Annotated in this window: 14 protein-coding genes; 8 read left to right on the forward strand and 6 right to left on the reverse strand. The window is 70.9% G+C overall.

Going from position 1 to position 14,469, the window contains the following annotated elements:
* Positions 1-58: 58 nt before the first annotated feature.
* The 4 genes from ACFT32_RS19065 (at position 59) to ACFT32_RS19080 (ending at position 4,425) form a co-directional block, all read left to right on the forward strand.
* A complete protein-coding gene (locus ACFT32_RS19065) occupies positions 59-982 on the forward strand; it encodes an anti-sigma factor family protein (protein WP_382490756.1) in 924 nt (307 codons plus the stop codon).
* 132 nt (positions 983-1,114) lie between these two features.
* Positions 1,115-2,902 (forward strand): trypsin-like peptidase domain-containing protein, encoded by a 1,788-nt coding sequence (locus ACFT32_RS19070; protein ID WP_382490373.1) that lies wholly within the window; start codon positions 1,115-1,117, stop codon positions 2,900-2,902.
* A 208-nt stretch (positions 2,903-3,110) separates the two neighbouring features.
* On the forward strand, positions 3,111-3,551 hold the full coding sequence (locus ACFT32_RS19075) for a sec-independent translocase (protein ID WP_382490375.1): 441 nt from the start codon (positions 3,111-3,113) through the stop codon (positions 3,549-3,551).
* Between the two features lie 202 nt (positions 3,552-3,753).
* Positions 3,754-4,425 (forward strand): hypothetical protein, encoded by a 672-nt coding sequence (locus ACFT32_RS19080; protein ID WP_382490377.1) that lies wholly within the window; start codon positions 3,754-3,756, stop codon positions 4,423-4,425.
* A gap of 134 nt (positions 4,426-4,559) precedes the next feature.
* Here the strand turns inward: ACFT32_RS19080 and ACFT32_RS19085 are convergent, their stop codons facing one another.
* Genes ACFT32_RS19085 through ACFT32_RS19095 form a run of 3 tightly spaced genes read right to left on the reverse strand, consistent with a single transcriptional unit; the run spans position 4,560 to position 7,608 of the window.
* Positions 4,560-5,693 carry an Mrp/NBP35 family ATP-binding protein gene (locus ACFT32_RS19085; protein WP_184590765.1) on the reverse strand — a complete coding sequence of 378 codons (1,134 nt, stop codon included), beginning with the start codon at positions 5,691-5,693 and terminating at the stop codon, positions 4,560-4,562.
* Positions 5,694-5,735: 42 nt separating this feature from the next.
* On the reverse strand, positions 5,736-6,335 hold the full coding sequence (locus ACFT32_RS19090; protein WP_382490379.1) for a DUF1003 domain-containing protein: 600 nt from the start codon (positions 6,333-6,335) through the stop codon (positions 5,736-5,738).
* On the reverse strand, positions 6,325-7,608 hold the full coding sequence (locus ACFT32_RS19095; protein WP_382490381.1) for a magnesium transporter MgtE N-terminal domain-containing protein: 1,284 nt from the start codon (positions 7,606-7,608) through the stop codon (positions 6,325-6,327). Before ACFT32_RS19095 ends, ACFT32_RS19090 begins: the two co-directional genes overlap by 11 nt.
* 225 nt (positions 7,609-7,833) lie before the next feature.
* Here ACFT32_RS19095 and ACFT32_RS19100 point away from each other — a divergent pair, with 225 nt between their 5' ends.
* A complete protein-coding gene (locus ACFT32_RS19100) occupies positions 7,834-8,589 on the forward strand; it encodes a hypothetical protein (protein WP_382490383.1) in 756 nt (251 codons plus the stop codon).
* 23 nt (positions 8,590-8,612) lie between these two features.
* Here the strand turns inward: ACFT32_RS19100 and ACFT32_RS19105 are convergent, their stop codons facing one another.
* Positions 8,613-9,125: a hypothetical protein gene (locus tag ACFT32_RS19105; protein ID WP_382490384.1), complete on the reverse strand. Its 513-nt coding sequence runs from the start codon at positions 9,123-9,125 to the stop codon at positions 8,613-8,615.
* A 23-nt stretch (positions 9,126-9,148) separates the two neighbouring features.
* Positions 9,149-10,264 (reverse strand): magnesium and cobalt transport protein CorA, encoded by a 1,116-nt coding sequence (locus ACFT32_RS19110; RefSeq protein WP_382490386.1) that lies wholly within the window; start codon positions 10,262-10,264, stop codon positions 9,149-9,151.
* 461 nt (positions 10,265-10,725) lie between these two features.
* On the opposite strand from ACFT32_RS19110, the gene ACFT32_RS19115 reads away from it, so the two are divergent.
* Positions 10,726-11,310: a suppressor of fused domain protein gene (locus ACFT32_RS19115; protein ID WP_382490388.1), complete on the forward strand. Its 585-nt coding sequence runs from the start codon at positions 10,726-10,728 to the stop codon at positions 11,308-11,310.
* Between the two features lie 59 nt (positions 11,311-11,369).
* Here ACFT32_RS19115 and ACFT32_RS19120 read toward each other — a convergent pair whose 3' ends face one another.
* The gene (locus ACFT32_RS19120) at positions 11,370-12,593 is read right to left on the reverse strand and encodes an MFS transporter (protein WP_382490390.1); all 1,224 of its coding nucleotides are present in this window, start codon (positions 12,591-12,593) and stop codon (positions 11,370-11,372) included.
* A 159-nt stretch (positions 12,594-12,752) separates the two neighbouring features.
* On the opposite strand from ACFT32_RS19120, the gene ACFT32_RS19125 reads away from it, so the two are divergent.
* Positions 12,753-13,394 (forward strand): DUF6758 family protein, encoded by a 642-nt coding sequence (locus ACFT32_RS19125; protein ID WP_382490391.1) that lies wholly within the window; start codon positions 12,753-12,755, stop codon positions 13,392-13,394.
* Positions 13,395-13,585: 191 nt separating this feature from the next.
* Positions 13,586-14,443: a PHP domain-containing protein gene (locus ACFT32_RS19130; protein ID WP_382490392.1), complete on the forward strand. Its 858-nt coding sequence runs from the start codon at positions 13,586-13,588 to the stop codon at positions 14,441-14,443.
* Positions 14,444-14,469: the final 26 nt, after the last annotated feature.

Consider the following 14,469-nt stretch of genomic DNA (forward strand, 5'->3'; position numbering starts at 1 on the left):
TGAGTCCTCCGAGGGACACCTCGCAGAGCAGCACCTGGGAGACCGACTCTCCGCCCTGGTGGACGGAGAGCTCGGTCATGACGCGCGGGAGCGCGTACTGGCGCATGTGGCCACCTGCCCGAAATGCAAGGCGGAGGTGGACGCCCAGCGCCGGCTGAAGAATGTGTTCGCCGAGGCGGCTCCACCGCCTCCCTCGGAGAGTTTCCTGGCCCGCCTGCAGGGACTACCCGCAGGGGGCGACCCGGACGGTGACGGTATGCCCCCGGGTGGCGGAGGGCTGCCCGGCGGACTGTCCGGACGGTTCGGATCGTCCGGTGCCTTCGGCGCGAAGCGCGGCGAGCGGTTCGAGTTCGGGTACGCGCCGTCCCGGCCGCACATCCCCGTGCTGCCTTCCGACGGCCGAGGCCTTCCTTCGGGGGGCCGGGGCTTCCGTATCCATGACGTCGGCCGGCCCGAGACCGACAGGTCCTCCTCGCGGCTGCGGTTCGCGTTCGCGGCCGCCGGGGCCGTGTCCCTGGCCGCGATCGCCCTGGGCGGCGTCACCACCGGCACCCCTGGCGACACTGAGGCCCGCAGCGGCTCCGGCACGGGAAGCAATGTGACGCCGACGCGCACGCAGGGAGCGGGCGCGACGACGACACCGGAATCCCAGCGGCGCCGGGGTGCTGCGCCCCTGCTCGGGCAGGTGCACAACCAGAGCATGCTCGGCCAGACCCCGGTCGCCCCGACCGAGGTGTCCGCACCGTTGCTGCCCGGAATGCCGCCAGCCGCCCGGCACCACGCCGTGCACGCGCTGACCGCCCCGGTGGTGGCCGGTGCCGTGGCCATGTCCCCGCTGATACATCCGCTCCAGGTGGCCGCGCCGGCCGCCCTGACTTCGTGGTCCGCGGTCCCCGAGATCGCGGCGCCCCTGCTCGCCGTGCCCCTCCCGGATCCGGCCTCGTCCCCCTCTCCTTCCGCCTCCTCGCGGACGGCCCGCTGACCGGCCTCTGCGCACCGGGCGGCGAACCTGATTGAATCCGGGGGTTGTCGCCCGCTGCCGAGGTGTGGCCGGGCGCCGATTCGACGAACCGCGGTCACCGCATTCGAGCCGTGCCGCGGCTGTGGGGAGAGCATGAACGAGGGGAAGCCCACGAAAGCGAAGTGGTGGAGCCGTCCACGGCCGCAGGACGCTCCGGGGGAGCCAGGGGAGCCAGGGGAGCCGGAGGGGCAGGGGGCGGCCCCGGCGGAATCCGTCGACAACGACAACGACACCGACACCGACGTCGCCACAGACGTCGGCAGCGATGGCGACTTCGAGCTGGCGCGGCCCGCCGTGCGGCAGGACGAGGACGCGGGTGACTACGAGTTGAGGCGCCCCGAGGAGCCCGCCGGCACCGCCGTGGAGCCTGCCGTGCCGGTCGGCGGTGCGCCCAGGCCGCTGCACGATCCCGACCCGTACAGCACCCCGCCCTACGGTGAACCGGGCCCCTGGGCGCCCGCGCCGCCCGTCCAGCATCCGGCGGCGGCGACGCCGACGCACGGCACGGCGATACCGAGCCAGCCGTCCATACCGGCCCTACCCGTCCCGCCGGCGGCCGTCGTACCGGAGGCGCCGGCAACGGCTCCCGGTATCCCGGCACCGGCATCTCCAGCTGCGGCACCCGCACCCGCACCCGCACCTGCGGCACCGGTCCCGGCACCTGCCCCCGCCCCCGACCCCTGGCAGCGCTATGACCCCTGGGCGGCTCCCGCGGCCCCCGGGCCTCTCCAGCAGACCGGGGCCGGTGTCCCCAGTACGGAACAACGGCGTAAGCGCGGCAGGAAGGCCCTGGCGGGCGGTGCCGTGCTGCTGGCGCTCCTGTCCGGAGGGATCGGCGGCGTGGCAGGGACGTATCTGGAGCGGAACGGGGGCATCGGGACCGTCGAGCTGCCTCAGGCCGGGAAGGAGTCCACGGGCCGGGACTCCGACAGCGTGGCCGGGATCGCCCAACGGGCCCTGCCCAGCGTGGTCACCCTGCATGTGAGCGGCTCCGGCGAACAGGGCACCGGCACCGGCTTCGTGCTCGACGCCCGCGGTCACATCCTCACCAACAACCACGTCGTGCGGCCCGCCGGATCCGCCGGCGAGATCACCGTGACCTTCAACAGCGGGGAGACCGCCCAGGCCGAGCTCGTCGGCCGGGACAGCGGCTACGACCTAGCCGTCGTGAAGGTGAAGGGCGTACGCGGCCTCACCCCGCTGCCCCTCGGCAACTCGGACAACATGCAGGTCGGCGATCCGGTCGTGGCCATCGGCGCGCCCTTCGACCTGGCCGGCACCGTCACCTCCGGCATCATCAGCGCCAAGCAGCGGCCCATCACGGCGGGCGGCGAGAAGGGCGACGGCAGCGACGTGTCGTACGTCGACGCGCTCCAGACCGACGCGCCCATCAACCCCGGCAACTCCGGCGGGCCCCTGCTCGACTCCCGGGGCCGGGTCATCGGCATCAACTCGGCCATCCGCTCGGCGGGCAGCGGCTCCGAGCCGGAGAGCGGCCAGTCCGGCTCCATAGGCCTCGGCTTCGCCATACCCGTCAACCAGGGCAAACGCGTGGCCGAGGAGCTGATCAACACCGGCAGGGCGACCCATCCGGTGATCGGCGTCACCCTGGACATGGACTACACGGGCGACGGCGCCCGGGTCGCCGCGGAGGGCAGCGAGGGCGGACCGCCGGTCACCGTGGGCGGGCCGGGCGCCAAGGCCGGGATCAAGGCGGGCGACGTCATCACCACGGTCGACGGGCAGCGGGTCCACTCGGGCGAGGAACTGATCGTCAAGACCCGGGCCCACCGTCCCGGCGACCGGCTGGAACTGACGCTGGAGCGCGGTGGCAAGGAACGGACGGTCTCACTCGTCCTCGGCTCCTCCGGCGGCAGCTGAGCCGTGATGTCCGGGACGCACAGGGACCAACAAGGCAAACAATTCGGAAAGCGCTCCCACTCCTCGCACTCGGAGGTCTCGGGACAGTACCGGTCGGACAGGATCGCCGGGTACCGTGGATCCGGCCCGGACCACGGCAAGACCCGCACCGACCACCGAGGGCCGACCACCGAGGGCCGAGGACCGAGGACATCGCAAGGAGCTTCAGGTGTTCAATGACATAGGACCACTCGAGCTGGTGACGCTCATCGTCCTTGCCGTGCTCGTCTTCGGTCCGGACAAGCTCCCCAAGGTCATCCAGGACGTGACACGGACGATCCGGAAGATCCGTGAGTTCTCGGAGAGCGCCAAGCATGACATCCGGGAGGAACTCGGCCCGGAGTTCAAGGACTTCGAGTTCGAGGATCTCAACCCCAAGGCGTTCATCCGCAAGCAGCTGGACAACGAGGACCTGGGGCTCAAGGAGATCCGCAACGGCTTCGACCTGAAGAAGGAGATGGCCGAGGTCACCGACGCCGTCCACAGCCGTGACTCCGGCACGTCGTCCTCCGGCTCCGCCGGTTCGTCCGGTGGCCGTATCGACATGACGAAGAAGCCCGAGACGCCCGACCGGGACGACCGTCCGCCCTTCGACGCGGACGCCACCTGAGCGACTCGCGTGACGCGTTTCATACTCCGGTCGGGCTGTGTACGGCCTGAACCAGGCCCCCGTGCGGCGCACGCGCCGGGCGCTTTCCCTGCTGCTCGCAGCGGTGTGGCTATGCTGCCGAGTTGTTGTGCGGACCGGAAGAGTACGCCCGAAGGGGGGCGGGCCGTTCCGGTCCGACTAGAGCGAGGAGGCGTCCGGGCACATGGAGACGACGAGTCCAGGAGTCGCGCAGGCGCCGGCCACGGAGGACGGACAACAGGTCCCCTCCGCCCGGCGTAACGTCGACGGCTACCTGCGCGCGCCCTTCCCGTGGTACGGCCTCGACGAGGCCTTCACAGGGCCGCGCTGGCTGATGCAGGTCGGTACGACGGCCGACGGGGCCGTGGAACACGGGTCGATCGGGCACGGAGACGAACCCAGGGTGCGCAACGAGTTCGTCGCCGGGGGTGATCAGGAGGCCAAGGAGAAGTTCACGGTCGTGGTCACCGTCGCGGCGCATCCCTCACGGCGCAGTGCGGACGGGACGGGGCTGCTGGAGGCCACGTCGGTGTCCTCCGCGGCGTGGCTCGCGGGTGTGGGGCTGCTGTCCGCCACGTGGCCCGGGCAGATGGACCACTCCCTGCGGGACGACTGGCTGGAGCAGCAGACGGAGACGGCGTGGGTGCTGGCGGACGACCTCGACGGGGCCGACTGGTCGACGTTGTCGTTGCCGGTTGACGGTGTGCCGACGGCGTTCCACTACCGGGAGTCCGAGTTCGGGTGGGTGCTGGCCGGGTCGACGTCGGCCGGGGTTCATGTCGGGGCGTACGGCAGGGGTATGAGTGCGTACGGCTTGGGGTTCGCCGTGGTGAAGGACATCGCCGCCTACGCGTGATCAAAGGGGCGCCGATTGTTTTCGGCGCCCCCTCGCCGTAGGGCCTCAGGTCTTGTGGAGGCCGCGGGTGCGATGTGGTTGCTCGGGCGGTTCCCCGCGCCCCTTCGGGGCGCTGCCCTCAGCGGCGCCTCGATCTAGAACTTGTTCCTCGGAGTGATCCCCAGGGACAGGCCCGACAGGCCCCGCTGCCGGCCTCCCAGCTTCCCGGCGATGGCGCGCAGCGCGGAGCCCGCCGGGGAGTCCGGGTCGGTCAGGACGACCGGCCTGCCGTCGTCGCCGCCCTCGCGGAGGCGGACGTCGATGGGGATGTTGCCGAGGACCGGGACGTTGGCGCCGGTCGTGCGGGTCAGGCCGTCGGCCACGACCTGGCCGCCGCCCGTGCCGAAGACGTCGACCATCTCGTCGCAGTGCGGGCAGGGCAGGCCGGACATGTTCTCGACCACGCCGACGATCTTCTGGTGGGTCTGTACGGCGATGGAGCCCGCGCGCTCGGCGACCTCGGCCGCCGCCTGCTGCGGGGTCGTGACGACCAGGATCTCGGCGTTCGGGACCAGCTGGGCGACGGAGATCGCGATGTCGCCGGTGCCGGGCGGCAGGTCCAGGAGGAGGACGTCCAGGTCGCCCCAGTAGACGTCCGCGAGGAACTGCTGCAGGGCGCGGTGGAGCATCGGGCCGCGCCAGACGACCGGGGCGTTGCCCGGGGTGAACATGCCGATGGAGATGACCTTCACGCCGTTCGCCGACGGCGGCATGATCATGTTCTCGACCTGGGTGGGACGGCCGTCTGCGCCGAGCATGCGCGGCACGGAGTGGCCGTAGATGTCGGCGTCCACGACACCGACCTTGAGGCCGTCGGCCGCCATGGCCGCCGCCAGGTTCACCGTCACCGAGGACTTGCCCACGCCGCCCTTGCCGGAGGCGACCGCGTAGACGCGGGTGAGGCTGCCGGGCTTGGCGAAGGGGACCTCGCGCTCGGTCTGGCCGCCGCGCAGGGCGTTCGCCAGCTCCTTGCGCTGCTCGTCGCTCATCACGTCGAGTGTGACGTCGACGCGGGTGACTCCCTCGACGCCGGAGACCGCATCGGTCACGCGCTGCGTGATCGTCTCCCGCATCGGGCAGCCCGAGACCGTGAGGTACACGGTGACCGCGACCGCCCCGTCCGCGCCGATCTCCACCGACTTGACCATCCCGAGTTCGGTGATGGGCTTGTGGATCTCGGGGTCGTTCACCGTCGCCAGTGCCTCGCGCACCGCGTCTTCCGTAGCCATAGGACGATGGTACGGCGCTGTACCGGTGCGTAGGAAAGCCTGTCAGCGGTCGTCTGCGTCACGTCCGCGTGGCCGTTCCGCCGGGAATACGACGGGGTCGTGACGGTGGCCGTTCTGCCGCTCCTCCATCTCCTTGATCGTGTCCTGGAGCTCCGAGCGGATCCAGTCGCGGGTGGCGACCTCGCCCAGGCCGATCCGCAGGGCGGCGATCTCGCGGGTCAGGTACTCGGTGTCCGCGATCGACCGCTCGTTCTGCTTGCGGTCCTGCTCCAGATTGACCCGGTCACGGTCGTCCTGCCGGTTCTGCGCGAGCAGGATCAGCGGAGCGGCGTAGGAGGCCTGGAGCGACAGCATCAGGGTCAGGAAGATGAACGGGTACTCGTCGAAGCGCAGGTCACGTGGGGCGAGGCTGTTCCAGGCCACCCACAGGATGATGGCGGCCGTCATCCAGACCAGGAACCGGCCCGTGCCGAGGAAGCGCGCGATGCGTTCCGAAAAGCGCCCGAAGGCCTCCGGGTCGTACTCGGGCAGGAACCGGCGCCTGGGCACGCCGGGCTGGTCGAGCCGGGTCGCGCGCGGCCGGCTCGCGGCCGTGGCGCCGGCCGGTGTGCGCTCGCGCGGGGTCTCGCGCTCAGGAACCATCGGTCGGCACCTCCTCGTCCAGATGGAACTCCGTCTCCCGCCAGTCCTCGGGCAGCATGTGGTCGAGGACGTCGTCCACGGTCACCGCGCCCAGCAGCGCCCCCGCCTCGTCGACCACGGGCGCCGCGACCATGTCGTACGTGGCGAAGAACCCGGCGATGGCCGGCAGATCCGCCTCGGGGTCCAGCGGTTGCAGGTCGCTGTCCAGGATCGAGCTGACCAGCGAGGGCGGTGGCTCGCGCAGCAGCCGCTGGAAGTGGACCGTGCCCAGGTACTTGCCGGTCGGTGTCTCGTCCGGTGGTCGGCAGACGTAGACCTGGGCCGCGAGGGCGGGGGAGAGGTCGGGCTCGCGGATGCGGGCGAGGGCGTCGGCGACGGAGGCGTCCGGGCGCAGCACGATCGGCTCGGTGGTCATCAGACCGCCCGCCGTGCGTTCCTCGTACGACATCAGGCGCCGCATGTCGGCCGCGTCGCCGGGCTGCATCAGGTTCAGCAGCCGCTCCTGCTCGTCCGTCGGCAGCTCGCCCAGCAGGTCGGCCGCGTCGTCCGGGTCCATGGCCTCCAGGACGTCGGCGGCGCGCTCCTCCTTCAGCTTGCCGAGGATCTCGATCTGGTCGTCCTCCGGGAGTTCCTCCAGCACGTCGGCCAGCCGGTCGTCGTCGAGGGCGGCGGCGACCTCGGCCCGGCGCTTGGGGGAGAGGTGGTGCAGGACGTTGGCCAGGTCGGCGGCGCGCAGCTGCTCGAACGTGGCGAGCAGGTTCTCGGCGCCCTGCCCCTGCTCCTCCAGGGAGAAGCCGGTGACGGCGGTCCACTCGACGGTCAGCGCCTCGCCCTTGGCCCGCCGGAAGGCGCTGCCCTTTCTGCCCTTGCGGACGAAGACCCGGTCGATCTCCCACTCCCGGCGGGCCGGCAGCTGATGCACCGACAGGTCGAGGACGGTGACGTCCTCGCCGGTCTCGGTGAGCGTCACGCGCCGGTCCAGCAGCTCCCCGAAGACCAGCCGCTCGGTGGGCCGCTGCTCGAAGCGCCGGACGTTGAGCACGCCGGTGGTGATGATCTGGCCCGACTGGATGGCGGTGACCCGGGTCATGGGCAGGAAGATGCGGCGGCGGGTGGCGAGTTCGACGACGAGGCCGAGCAGCCTCGGCGGCCGCTGCCCCATCCGCAGCATGACGACCAGATCGCGCACCCGCCCCACCTGGTCGCCCGCGGGGTCGAAGACGGCGACACCGGAGAGGTGCGATACGAAGATCCGGGGGGCGCCCGCTGCCATGGCCGCGGCTCCTTTTCGTGCGGGGTGGTTCCTGGTGCCTGTCGCTGTGCCTGCCTGTGTATCCGTCTGTTCCGAATTGCCCGCTCGGGTGGGCTTCAGGCTAGCCCGTCCCGATCGGCGGTGCGTCGGCGGGCGGTCCGGACGGACTGGCTCCGACCTGCCCGCACGTGCCCGGTACCCTGCGGTACGCCGTTCAGGTCTCCCCGCAGAGAGGCAGCTCCACCTGTGACTCCGATTCGCCACGGCCGAAGCCGTAGTGCCGTACTCACGAGCGCGATGTGCGCACTGCTCGTGACGGGGACGGTGCTCACCGGCTGCGCGGAGGATCCCAATGAGGGCACCAACGGGGTCGGCAGACTGCCCGCCGGGAAGATCCAGGGCAAGACCCGCACGGCCGCCGAGTCCGCCGGGGCGGTCCGGGTGCACGGCAGCGTCGTCAGCGGCGAGAAGACGTACGCGCTCGACATGCGGCTGAAGGACGACGGCGGCGAGGGTTCGGTCACCACCGAGGGGACGACCTTCCAGGTGCTGCGCATCGGCGAGCAGCTCTTCGTCAAGGCCGACGCCGAGTTCTGGAGTCACGGTGACGGCCAGGGCGGAAAGGGCGAGGGGGACGCGGCAGCGGCCTCCAAGCTCGGCGGCAAGTTCGTGAAGGTGCCGCAGGGCGACCCCGCGTACAAGAAGTTCAGCGGTTTCACGGACAAGGGAGTCCTCCTCGACGGTCTGCTGACCCTGCACGGCACACTCGCGACGGACGGCCACGAGGAGCAGGCGGGCGTCCGCACCATCCGCATCACCGGCGACAAGGGCTCCGGCGGCGCCCTGGAGGTCTCCCTCGAGGGCAAGCCGTATCCGCTGCGCCTGGAGCGGGCCGGCGGCGCGGGCACCCTCACGTTCTCCGCCTGGGGAGAGGACTTCTCCCTCAGGGAGCCGGAGAGGAACGAGACGGTGGACTACGGCCGGCAGCTGCCGACGTCGTAGCGACCGCTACGCGCGTCCGGCCGCTACGGGCGTTTGCGTTTCTTCAGCAGCAGGCGGGGCAGCCCCGCCGGAACCGGCCGGCGGGTGATCGCCGGGGACGGCAGGGGCGGCTCGGACAGGGAGCCGTCGGGCAGCGGCGCCGTCGTCCCGGTCGGTTCCAGGCGCAGCACCCGGCACTCGCGGGCCCAGCGGCCGGTCATGGCCTCGCCGTCGGGCGCGTTCAGCCGCTTGCCCCTGAGCTCGGCGACCGTCGCGTCCCAGGCCTCGGAGCCCGGCGCGAGCTCGGTGACCCGGGCCGTCCAGGAGACCAGCCGGCCGCCCTTGTCCTTGCTGCGGACCGTCACCCGGGCCTCGCCCCCGTCGGCGAGCCCCGGCAGCGGCTGCTCCCCGGGCCCGTCGCCGATCAGGCACGCGGCACCCTCGTGCCACACGTGCCAGAGGGCACGCGCCGGGCCGTCGGGGCCCTGGACCCAGACGAGGCCGGACTTCTTGGTGGCCTCCTCGACGAGGGCCTGGCCGAGCAGCTCGCTTGTCATGGGTCCCAGCCTATCCAGGCTGCTCACAGCCACCCGTTCCGCTTCAGCGTGCGGTGGATGCCCAGGCAGATGGTCACGGTGATGCTCATGATCACCGGGTAGCCGTACTTCCAGTGCGTCTCCGGCATGTAGTCGAAGTTCATGCCGTACACCCCGCACACCATCGTCGGTACGGCGACGATCGCGGCCCATGAGGTGATCTTCCGCATGTCCTCGTTCTGCGCCACGGACGCCTGTGCGAGGTTGGCCTGGAGGATGGAGTTGAGCAGCTCGTCGAAGCCGAGGACCTGCTCCTGGACCCGGGCCAGGTGGTCGGCGACGTCCCGGAAGTACTTCTGGATGTCCGGGTCGATCAGCCGCATCGGCCGCTCGCTCAGCAGCTGCATGGGCCGCAGCAGCGGCGACACGGCCCGCTTGAACTCCAGCACCTCGCGCTTGAGTTGGTAGATCCGGCCGGCGTCCGAGCCGCGCGGCGAGCCCTTGCGCCCCGGGGAGAACACCTCGGTCTCCACCTCGTCGATGTCGTCCTGCACCGCGTCGGCGACCGCGATGTAACCGTCGACGACGTGGTCGGCGATGGCGTGCAGCACGGCCGAGGGGCCCTTGGCCAGCAGCTCGGGGTCGTCCTGGAGGCGGTGCCTGAGGGCCCGCAGGGAACCCTGCCCGCCGTGCCGGACGGTGATGAAGAAGTCCCGTCCGGTGAAGCACATGACCTCGCCGGACTCGACGACCTCGCTGTTGGCGTCGAGCTGGTCGTGCTCGACGTAGTGGATGGTCTTGAAGACCGTGAAGAGCGAGTCGTCGTACCGCTCCAGCTTGGGCCGCTGGTGGGCCTGTACGGCGTCCTCCACGGCCAGCGGGTGCAGCCCGAACTCACCGGCGATGCCGGAGAATTCGGCCTCGGTCGGCTCGTGCAGGCCGATCCACACGAAGCCCCCGTCGCGGCGCACCAGGCGCACCGCCTCGTGCGGGGTCAGCGGGGTCTCGGTCTCGACGCGGCGGCCGTCGCGGTAGATGGCGCAGTCGACGACGGCGGTGGCCGTCGCCGGGCTGCGGGTGGTGTCGTACGTGCCACTGTCCTTGCGCAGCGAGACGCGGGACGGACGGACCACGGCGCGCAGGTCGCGAATCATCGACATGGCGGGCTCCTTCGCGGGAGGGCAACGAAAGCGCCGGTGACGACGGGTGGAACTACCCGGAATGAGGACGTAGTGACTGCGGATGTTTGGCACGTCCACAAAGCGGGGAGCACCGCACCGTCGCGGTGGCGGGCTTCGCTACTGATTCAGCTACTGAGGCAGATCAGGAAAAACGAAACGAAGCGCTCTTCCGCGGTGAAGCGAGTGCGAGAGGTGGCGGCCGGCCAGAGAGACAGAGCAGCTACATCAGCGGCGGGAGAGCGTGGTGCTACTGCACGGTCGACTTCGGTCCATTGCAGCCCCACCTCCTCCGGCCGGTCCCTCGTAAGGGAGTTCCATCGGCGTCGGGGCTTGATCGCGACGCTTCTGCGTGCTGCCCCGAACCACCGGGCAAGAGTAGCAGCCGACAAAACTGTCAAGGTGCTCCTTTGCCCGCTACTGACGAGTTCTATGCTCACCGCATGGCTGAAGTTCTTCCTCTGGTCGAGGCCCGGTTGCGTACGGCGCTGGGCGAACCGGACGCGCGCGCGGCAGTGACGTTCCTCGGTACGGACCGCATCGAGGTGCTGCGCTTCCAGGAGGGCGACATCGCCCGCTACGCCACGCTCGGCATGTCCGCGCAGCCCATGACGGAGCCCACGGCGGCGGTCGCCGACCCGGTCAAGGGGCCGCGCGCGGAGCTGGTCCTGTCGGTGCGGGCCGGGCTCGCCGAGACGGACAAGGTGCTCCGCCCGCTAGCCGTTCTCGCCGCGTCTCCGCAGGTGGAGGGCCTGATCGTGGCCCCCGGTGCCTCCCTGGACGTCGGCGAGCCGCTGTGGCCCGGCGCCCCCTTCACCTCGGTCCTGGTCGCAGAACCGGGCGGTCTGGTCGAGGACCTGGAGCTCGACGAACCCCTCGACCCCGTACGGTTCCTGCCGCTGCTGCCGATGACCCCGAACGAGGCCGCGTGGAAGCGCGTGCACGGCGCCCAGGCGCTCCAGGAGCGGTGGCTGAACCAGGGAACGGACCTCCGGGATCCGTCCCGGAAGTCCGTCCCGCTGGAGTGAGGTATGAGTGAGGAACCTCACCAACCCATGGCCGAAAAGCATCAGTTGGCTCAGTCGGCTCAGTTGGCGAAGACGGCGACGCCGTCCTCGGTCGCGTGCCTCGGCTCCAGCTCCTCGGCTTCGCGGGTGAGGGCCTTCCGGCGCACGACCACGACGACCGCGCCCAGCACGGCCGTGACGGCCGCCACCACGAACGGGATGTGGAGATCGGTCCACTCCTCGATCTTCGGTGCGAAGAACGGGGCGGCCGCCGCCGCGAACCAGCGCACGAAGTTGTAGCCCGCGCTCGCCACCGGCCGGGGCGCGTCCGAGACGCCGAGGGCCAGCTCGGTGTAGACGGTGTTGTTCACGCCGATGAAGGCACCGGACAGGATCGTGCAGACGACGGCCGTGGTGTGGCCGCCGTAGCCGAGCACGAGCACGTCGGCCGCGAGCAGCACCAGGGAGCCGCCGAGCACCTTCAGCGAGCCGAACCGCTTCTGCAGGCGCGGCGCCACGATCACCGAGAACACGGCGAGCAGCACACCCCAGGCGAAGAACACCGCGCCCGACCGGTACGGACTCATGTTCAGCACGAACGGGGTGAAGGCCAGCACGGTGAAGAACGTGTAGTTGTAGAAGAACGCCGAGACCGCCGCCGAGGCGAGGCCACCGTGCCCGAGTGCCTTGACCGGGTCCAGGAGCGAGGTCTTGCGGGCCGGCTTCGGCTGCTCCCTCAGGAACACCGCGATGCACAGGAAGCCGACGGCCATCAGGAAGGCCGTACCGAAGAACGGGTAGCGCCAGCTGGCGTCACCGAGCAGAGCGCCCAGCAGCGGACCGCAGGCCATGCCGAGGCCGAGGGCCGACTCGTACAGCAGGATCGCCGCCGCGCTGCCGCCCGCCGCCGCTCCGACGATGACCGCGAGGGCCGTCGAGACGAACAGCGCGTTGCCGAGCCCCCAGCCGGCCCGGAATCCGACCAGTTCGCCGACGGATCCGGAGGTGCCCGACAGTCCCGCGAAGACCACGACCAGGGCGAGGCCGAGCAGCAGGGTCTTCCTGCCGCCGATGCGGCTGGAGACGAAGCCGGTGACCAGCATCGCGATCGCGGTGATGAGGAAGTACGAGGTGAACAGCAGGGAGACCTGGCTGGCCGAGGCGTTCAGGCCCGAGGCGATGGACGGCAGGATCGGGTCGACGAGTCCGATGCCCATGAAGGCGACGACCGACGCTCCGGCGGTCGCCCACACGGACTTGGGCTGCTTGAGGAGGCCGCCCGCTCCGGCGTCGAAGGGGTCCATTGCGTGCTCCCTTTCCCGAGACGAGATAGTTGGTATATGCACATACTAAGTTAGCCATGCTAACTAATGCAAGCTACATCTAGTGTGGGGGTGAAGGGTTCCGTCCGGTTGGGTGATCGTCCTTGACGCGGCGGGGCGGGGGTAGGACCGTGGGGCCCTATGAGGGGCGAACCCAGTTGCCCGAAGTGTGGTGGCCGGGTCAGGGCTCCCGGCCTCTTCTCCGACTCCTGGCAGTGCGATGTGCACGGCACCGTCCATCCGGTGCAGCCCGTGATACCGCCGAGCGTCGACGCCCTCAACGTCGTGGTGCACCGGACCCAGGTGCCGGTGTGGATGCCCTGGCCGCTGCCGGTCGGCTGGCTGTTCACGGGTGTGGCCTGCGCGGGGGACGACCGCACGGGCGGCCGCGCCACGGCCGTGGCCTGTACGGGACCCGGGCCGCTCGGCGGGATGGGCGAGCTGATCCTGGTGGCCGAGGAGCTGGGTGTCGGTCTCGGCGCGCGGTACGCGGGCCTGGACGGTCCGGACCCGGGGCCGTACATGAACGTCGGGAAACCGGCCCAGGCGAAGGTGCTCGCCGCGGGGCGGCCGACTCCGCTGTGGCACGTGACCGGTGCGCCGGACGATCGTGCGGTGTTCGCCGGCGAGGCGCTCGGGATGTGGCTGTGGGCGGTCGTGTGGCCGGAGCAGTCGGGGTTGCTGATGTACGACGAGCTGGTGCTGGCGGATGTGCGGGACGCGGGGGCGGAGGTGGAGTTGGTGCCGTGCGGGGCCCTCTCGCCGCGCTTGCTTCAGCCGTAGCGCCTGTGGGGGTGGGGGCTTGGTTGGCGGGCGGCTGCGGGTCGGTCGGGGCTGGTCGCGCAGTTCCCCGCGCCCCTTGGGGAGCCTTGGTGTAGGGGGTGCTTACCGGATTCGGGTGTGACAGCGGTCGTTGAAAATCCGGTTATCCTTGAGCAGCCCTGTTCGTCCCGTCAGAGTCTGGAGTCCGTGTCGTGCGTATCGATCTGCACACCCACTCCACCGCTTCCGACGGCACGGACACCCCGGCCGAGCTGGTGCGCAAGGCTGCCGCGGCCGGGCTGGACGCCGTCGCGCTCACCGATCACGACACCACCCGCGGGCACGCCGAGGCGATCGCCGCGCTGCCCGAGGGACTGACGCTGGTCACCGGGGCCGAGCTCTCCTGCCGGCTCGACGGCATCAGCATGCACATGCTGGCCTACCTCTTCGACGCCGAGGAACCGGCGCTGCTCGCCGAGCGCGAGCTGGTCCGGGACGACCGGGTGCCCCGGGCGCAGGGCATGATCGCCAAGCTTCAAGGGCTGGGCGTGCCCGTGACCTGGGAGCAGGTGCGGCGGATCGCCGGTGACGGATCCGTCGGGCGTCCGCATGTGGCGAGCGCGCTCGTCGAGCTGGGTGTCGTGCCGACCGTGAACGACGCCTTCAGCGAGGACTGGCTGGCCGACGGCGGCCGGGCCTACGTCGAGAAGCACGAGACGGACCCCTTCGAGGCGATCCGGCTGGTCAAGGGCGCGGGCGGGGTCGCGGTGTTCGCGCATCCCGGGGCGAGCAAGCGGGGGCGTACGGTGCCGGAGGCCGCGATCGCCGAGATGGCCGCGGCCGGGCTGGACGGCATCGAGGTCGACCACATGGACCACGACGCGGATACCCGGGCGCGGTTGCGGGGGCTGGCGAAGGAGCTGGGGCTCCTGGTGACCGGGTCCAGTGACTATCACGGCAGCCGGAAGACGTGTGTGCTCGGGGAGTACACGACGGATCCCGAGGTGTACGGGGAGATCACTCGGCGGGCCTTCGGGGCGTTTCCCGTGCCGGGGGCCGGCGGGGTCTGAGGTTTCTCTTCTGTAGTTCCGTTTCA

This window comes from Streptomyces sp. NPDC057002 (assembly GCF_042673825.1).
Classification (GTDB): domain Bacteria; phylum Actinomycetota; class Actinomycetes; order Streptomycetales; family Streptomycetaceae; genus Streptomyces.

Excerpts from the sequence above, each read along its gene's own strand:
- ACFT32_RS19070 (WP_382490373.1), top strand. The coding sequence starts at position 1,115 with ATGAACGAGGGGAAGCCCACGAAAGCGAAGTGGTGGAGCCGTCCACGG.
- ACFT32_RS19080 (WP_382490377.1), top strand. The coding sequence starts at position 3,754 with ATGGAGACGACGAGTCCAGGAGTCGCGCAGGCGCCGGCCACGGAGGAC.
- ACFT32_RS19085 (WP_184590765.1), bottom strand. The coding sequence starts at position 5,693 with ATGGCTACGGAAGACGCGGTGCGCGAGGCACTGGCGACGGTGAACGAC.
- ACFT32_RS19090 (WP_382490379.1), bottom strand. The coding sequence starts at position 6,335 with ATGGTTCCTGAGCGCGAGACCCCGCGCGAGCGCACACCGGCCGGCGCC.
- ACFT32_RS19095 (WP_382490381.1), bottom strand. The coding sequence starts at position 7,608 with ATGGCAGCGGGCGCCCCCCGGATCTTCGTATCGCACCTCTCCGGTGTC.
- ACFT32_RS19105 (WP_382490384.1), bottom strand. The coding sequence starts at position 9,125 with ATGACAAGCGAGCTGCTCGGCCAGGCCCTCGTCGAGGAGGCCACCAAG.
- ACFT32_RS19110 (WP_382490386.1), bottom strand. The coding sequence starts at position 10,264 with ATGTCGATGATTCGCGACCTGCGCGCCGTGGTCCGTCCGTCCCGCGTC.
- ACFT32_RS19115 (WP_382490388.1), top strand. The coding sequence starts at position 10,726 with ATGGCTGAAGTTCTTCCTCTGGTCGAGGCCCGGTTGCGTACGGCGCTG.
- ACFT32_RS19120 (WP_382490390.1), bottom strand. The coding sequence starts at position 12,593 with ATGGACCCCTTCGACGCCGGAGCGGGCGGCCTCCTCAAGCAGCCCAAG.
- ACFT32_RS19125 (WP_382490391.1), top strand. The coding sequence starts at position 12,753 with ATGAGGGGCGAACCCAGTTGCCCGAAGTGTGGTGGCCGGGTCAGGGCT.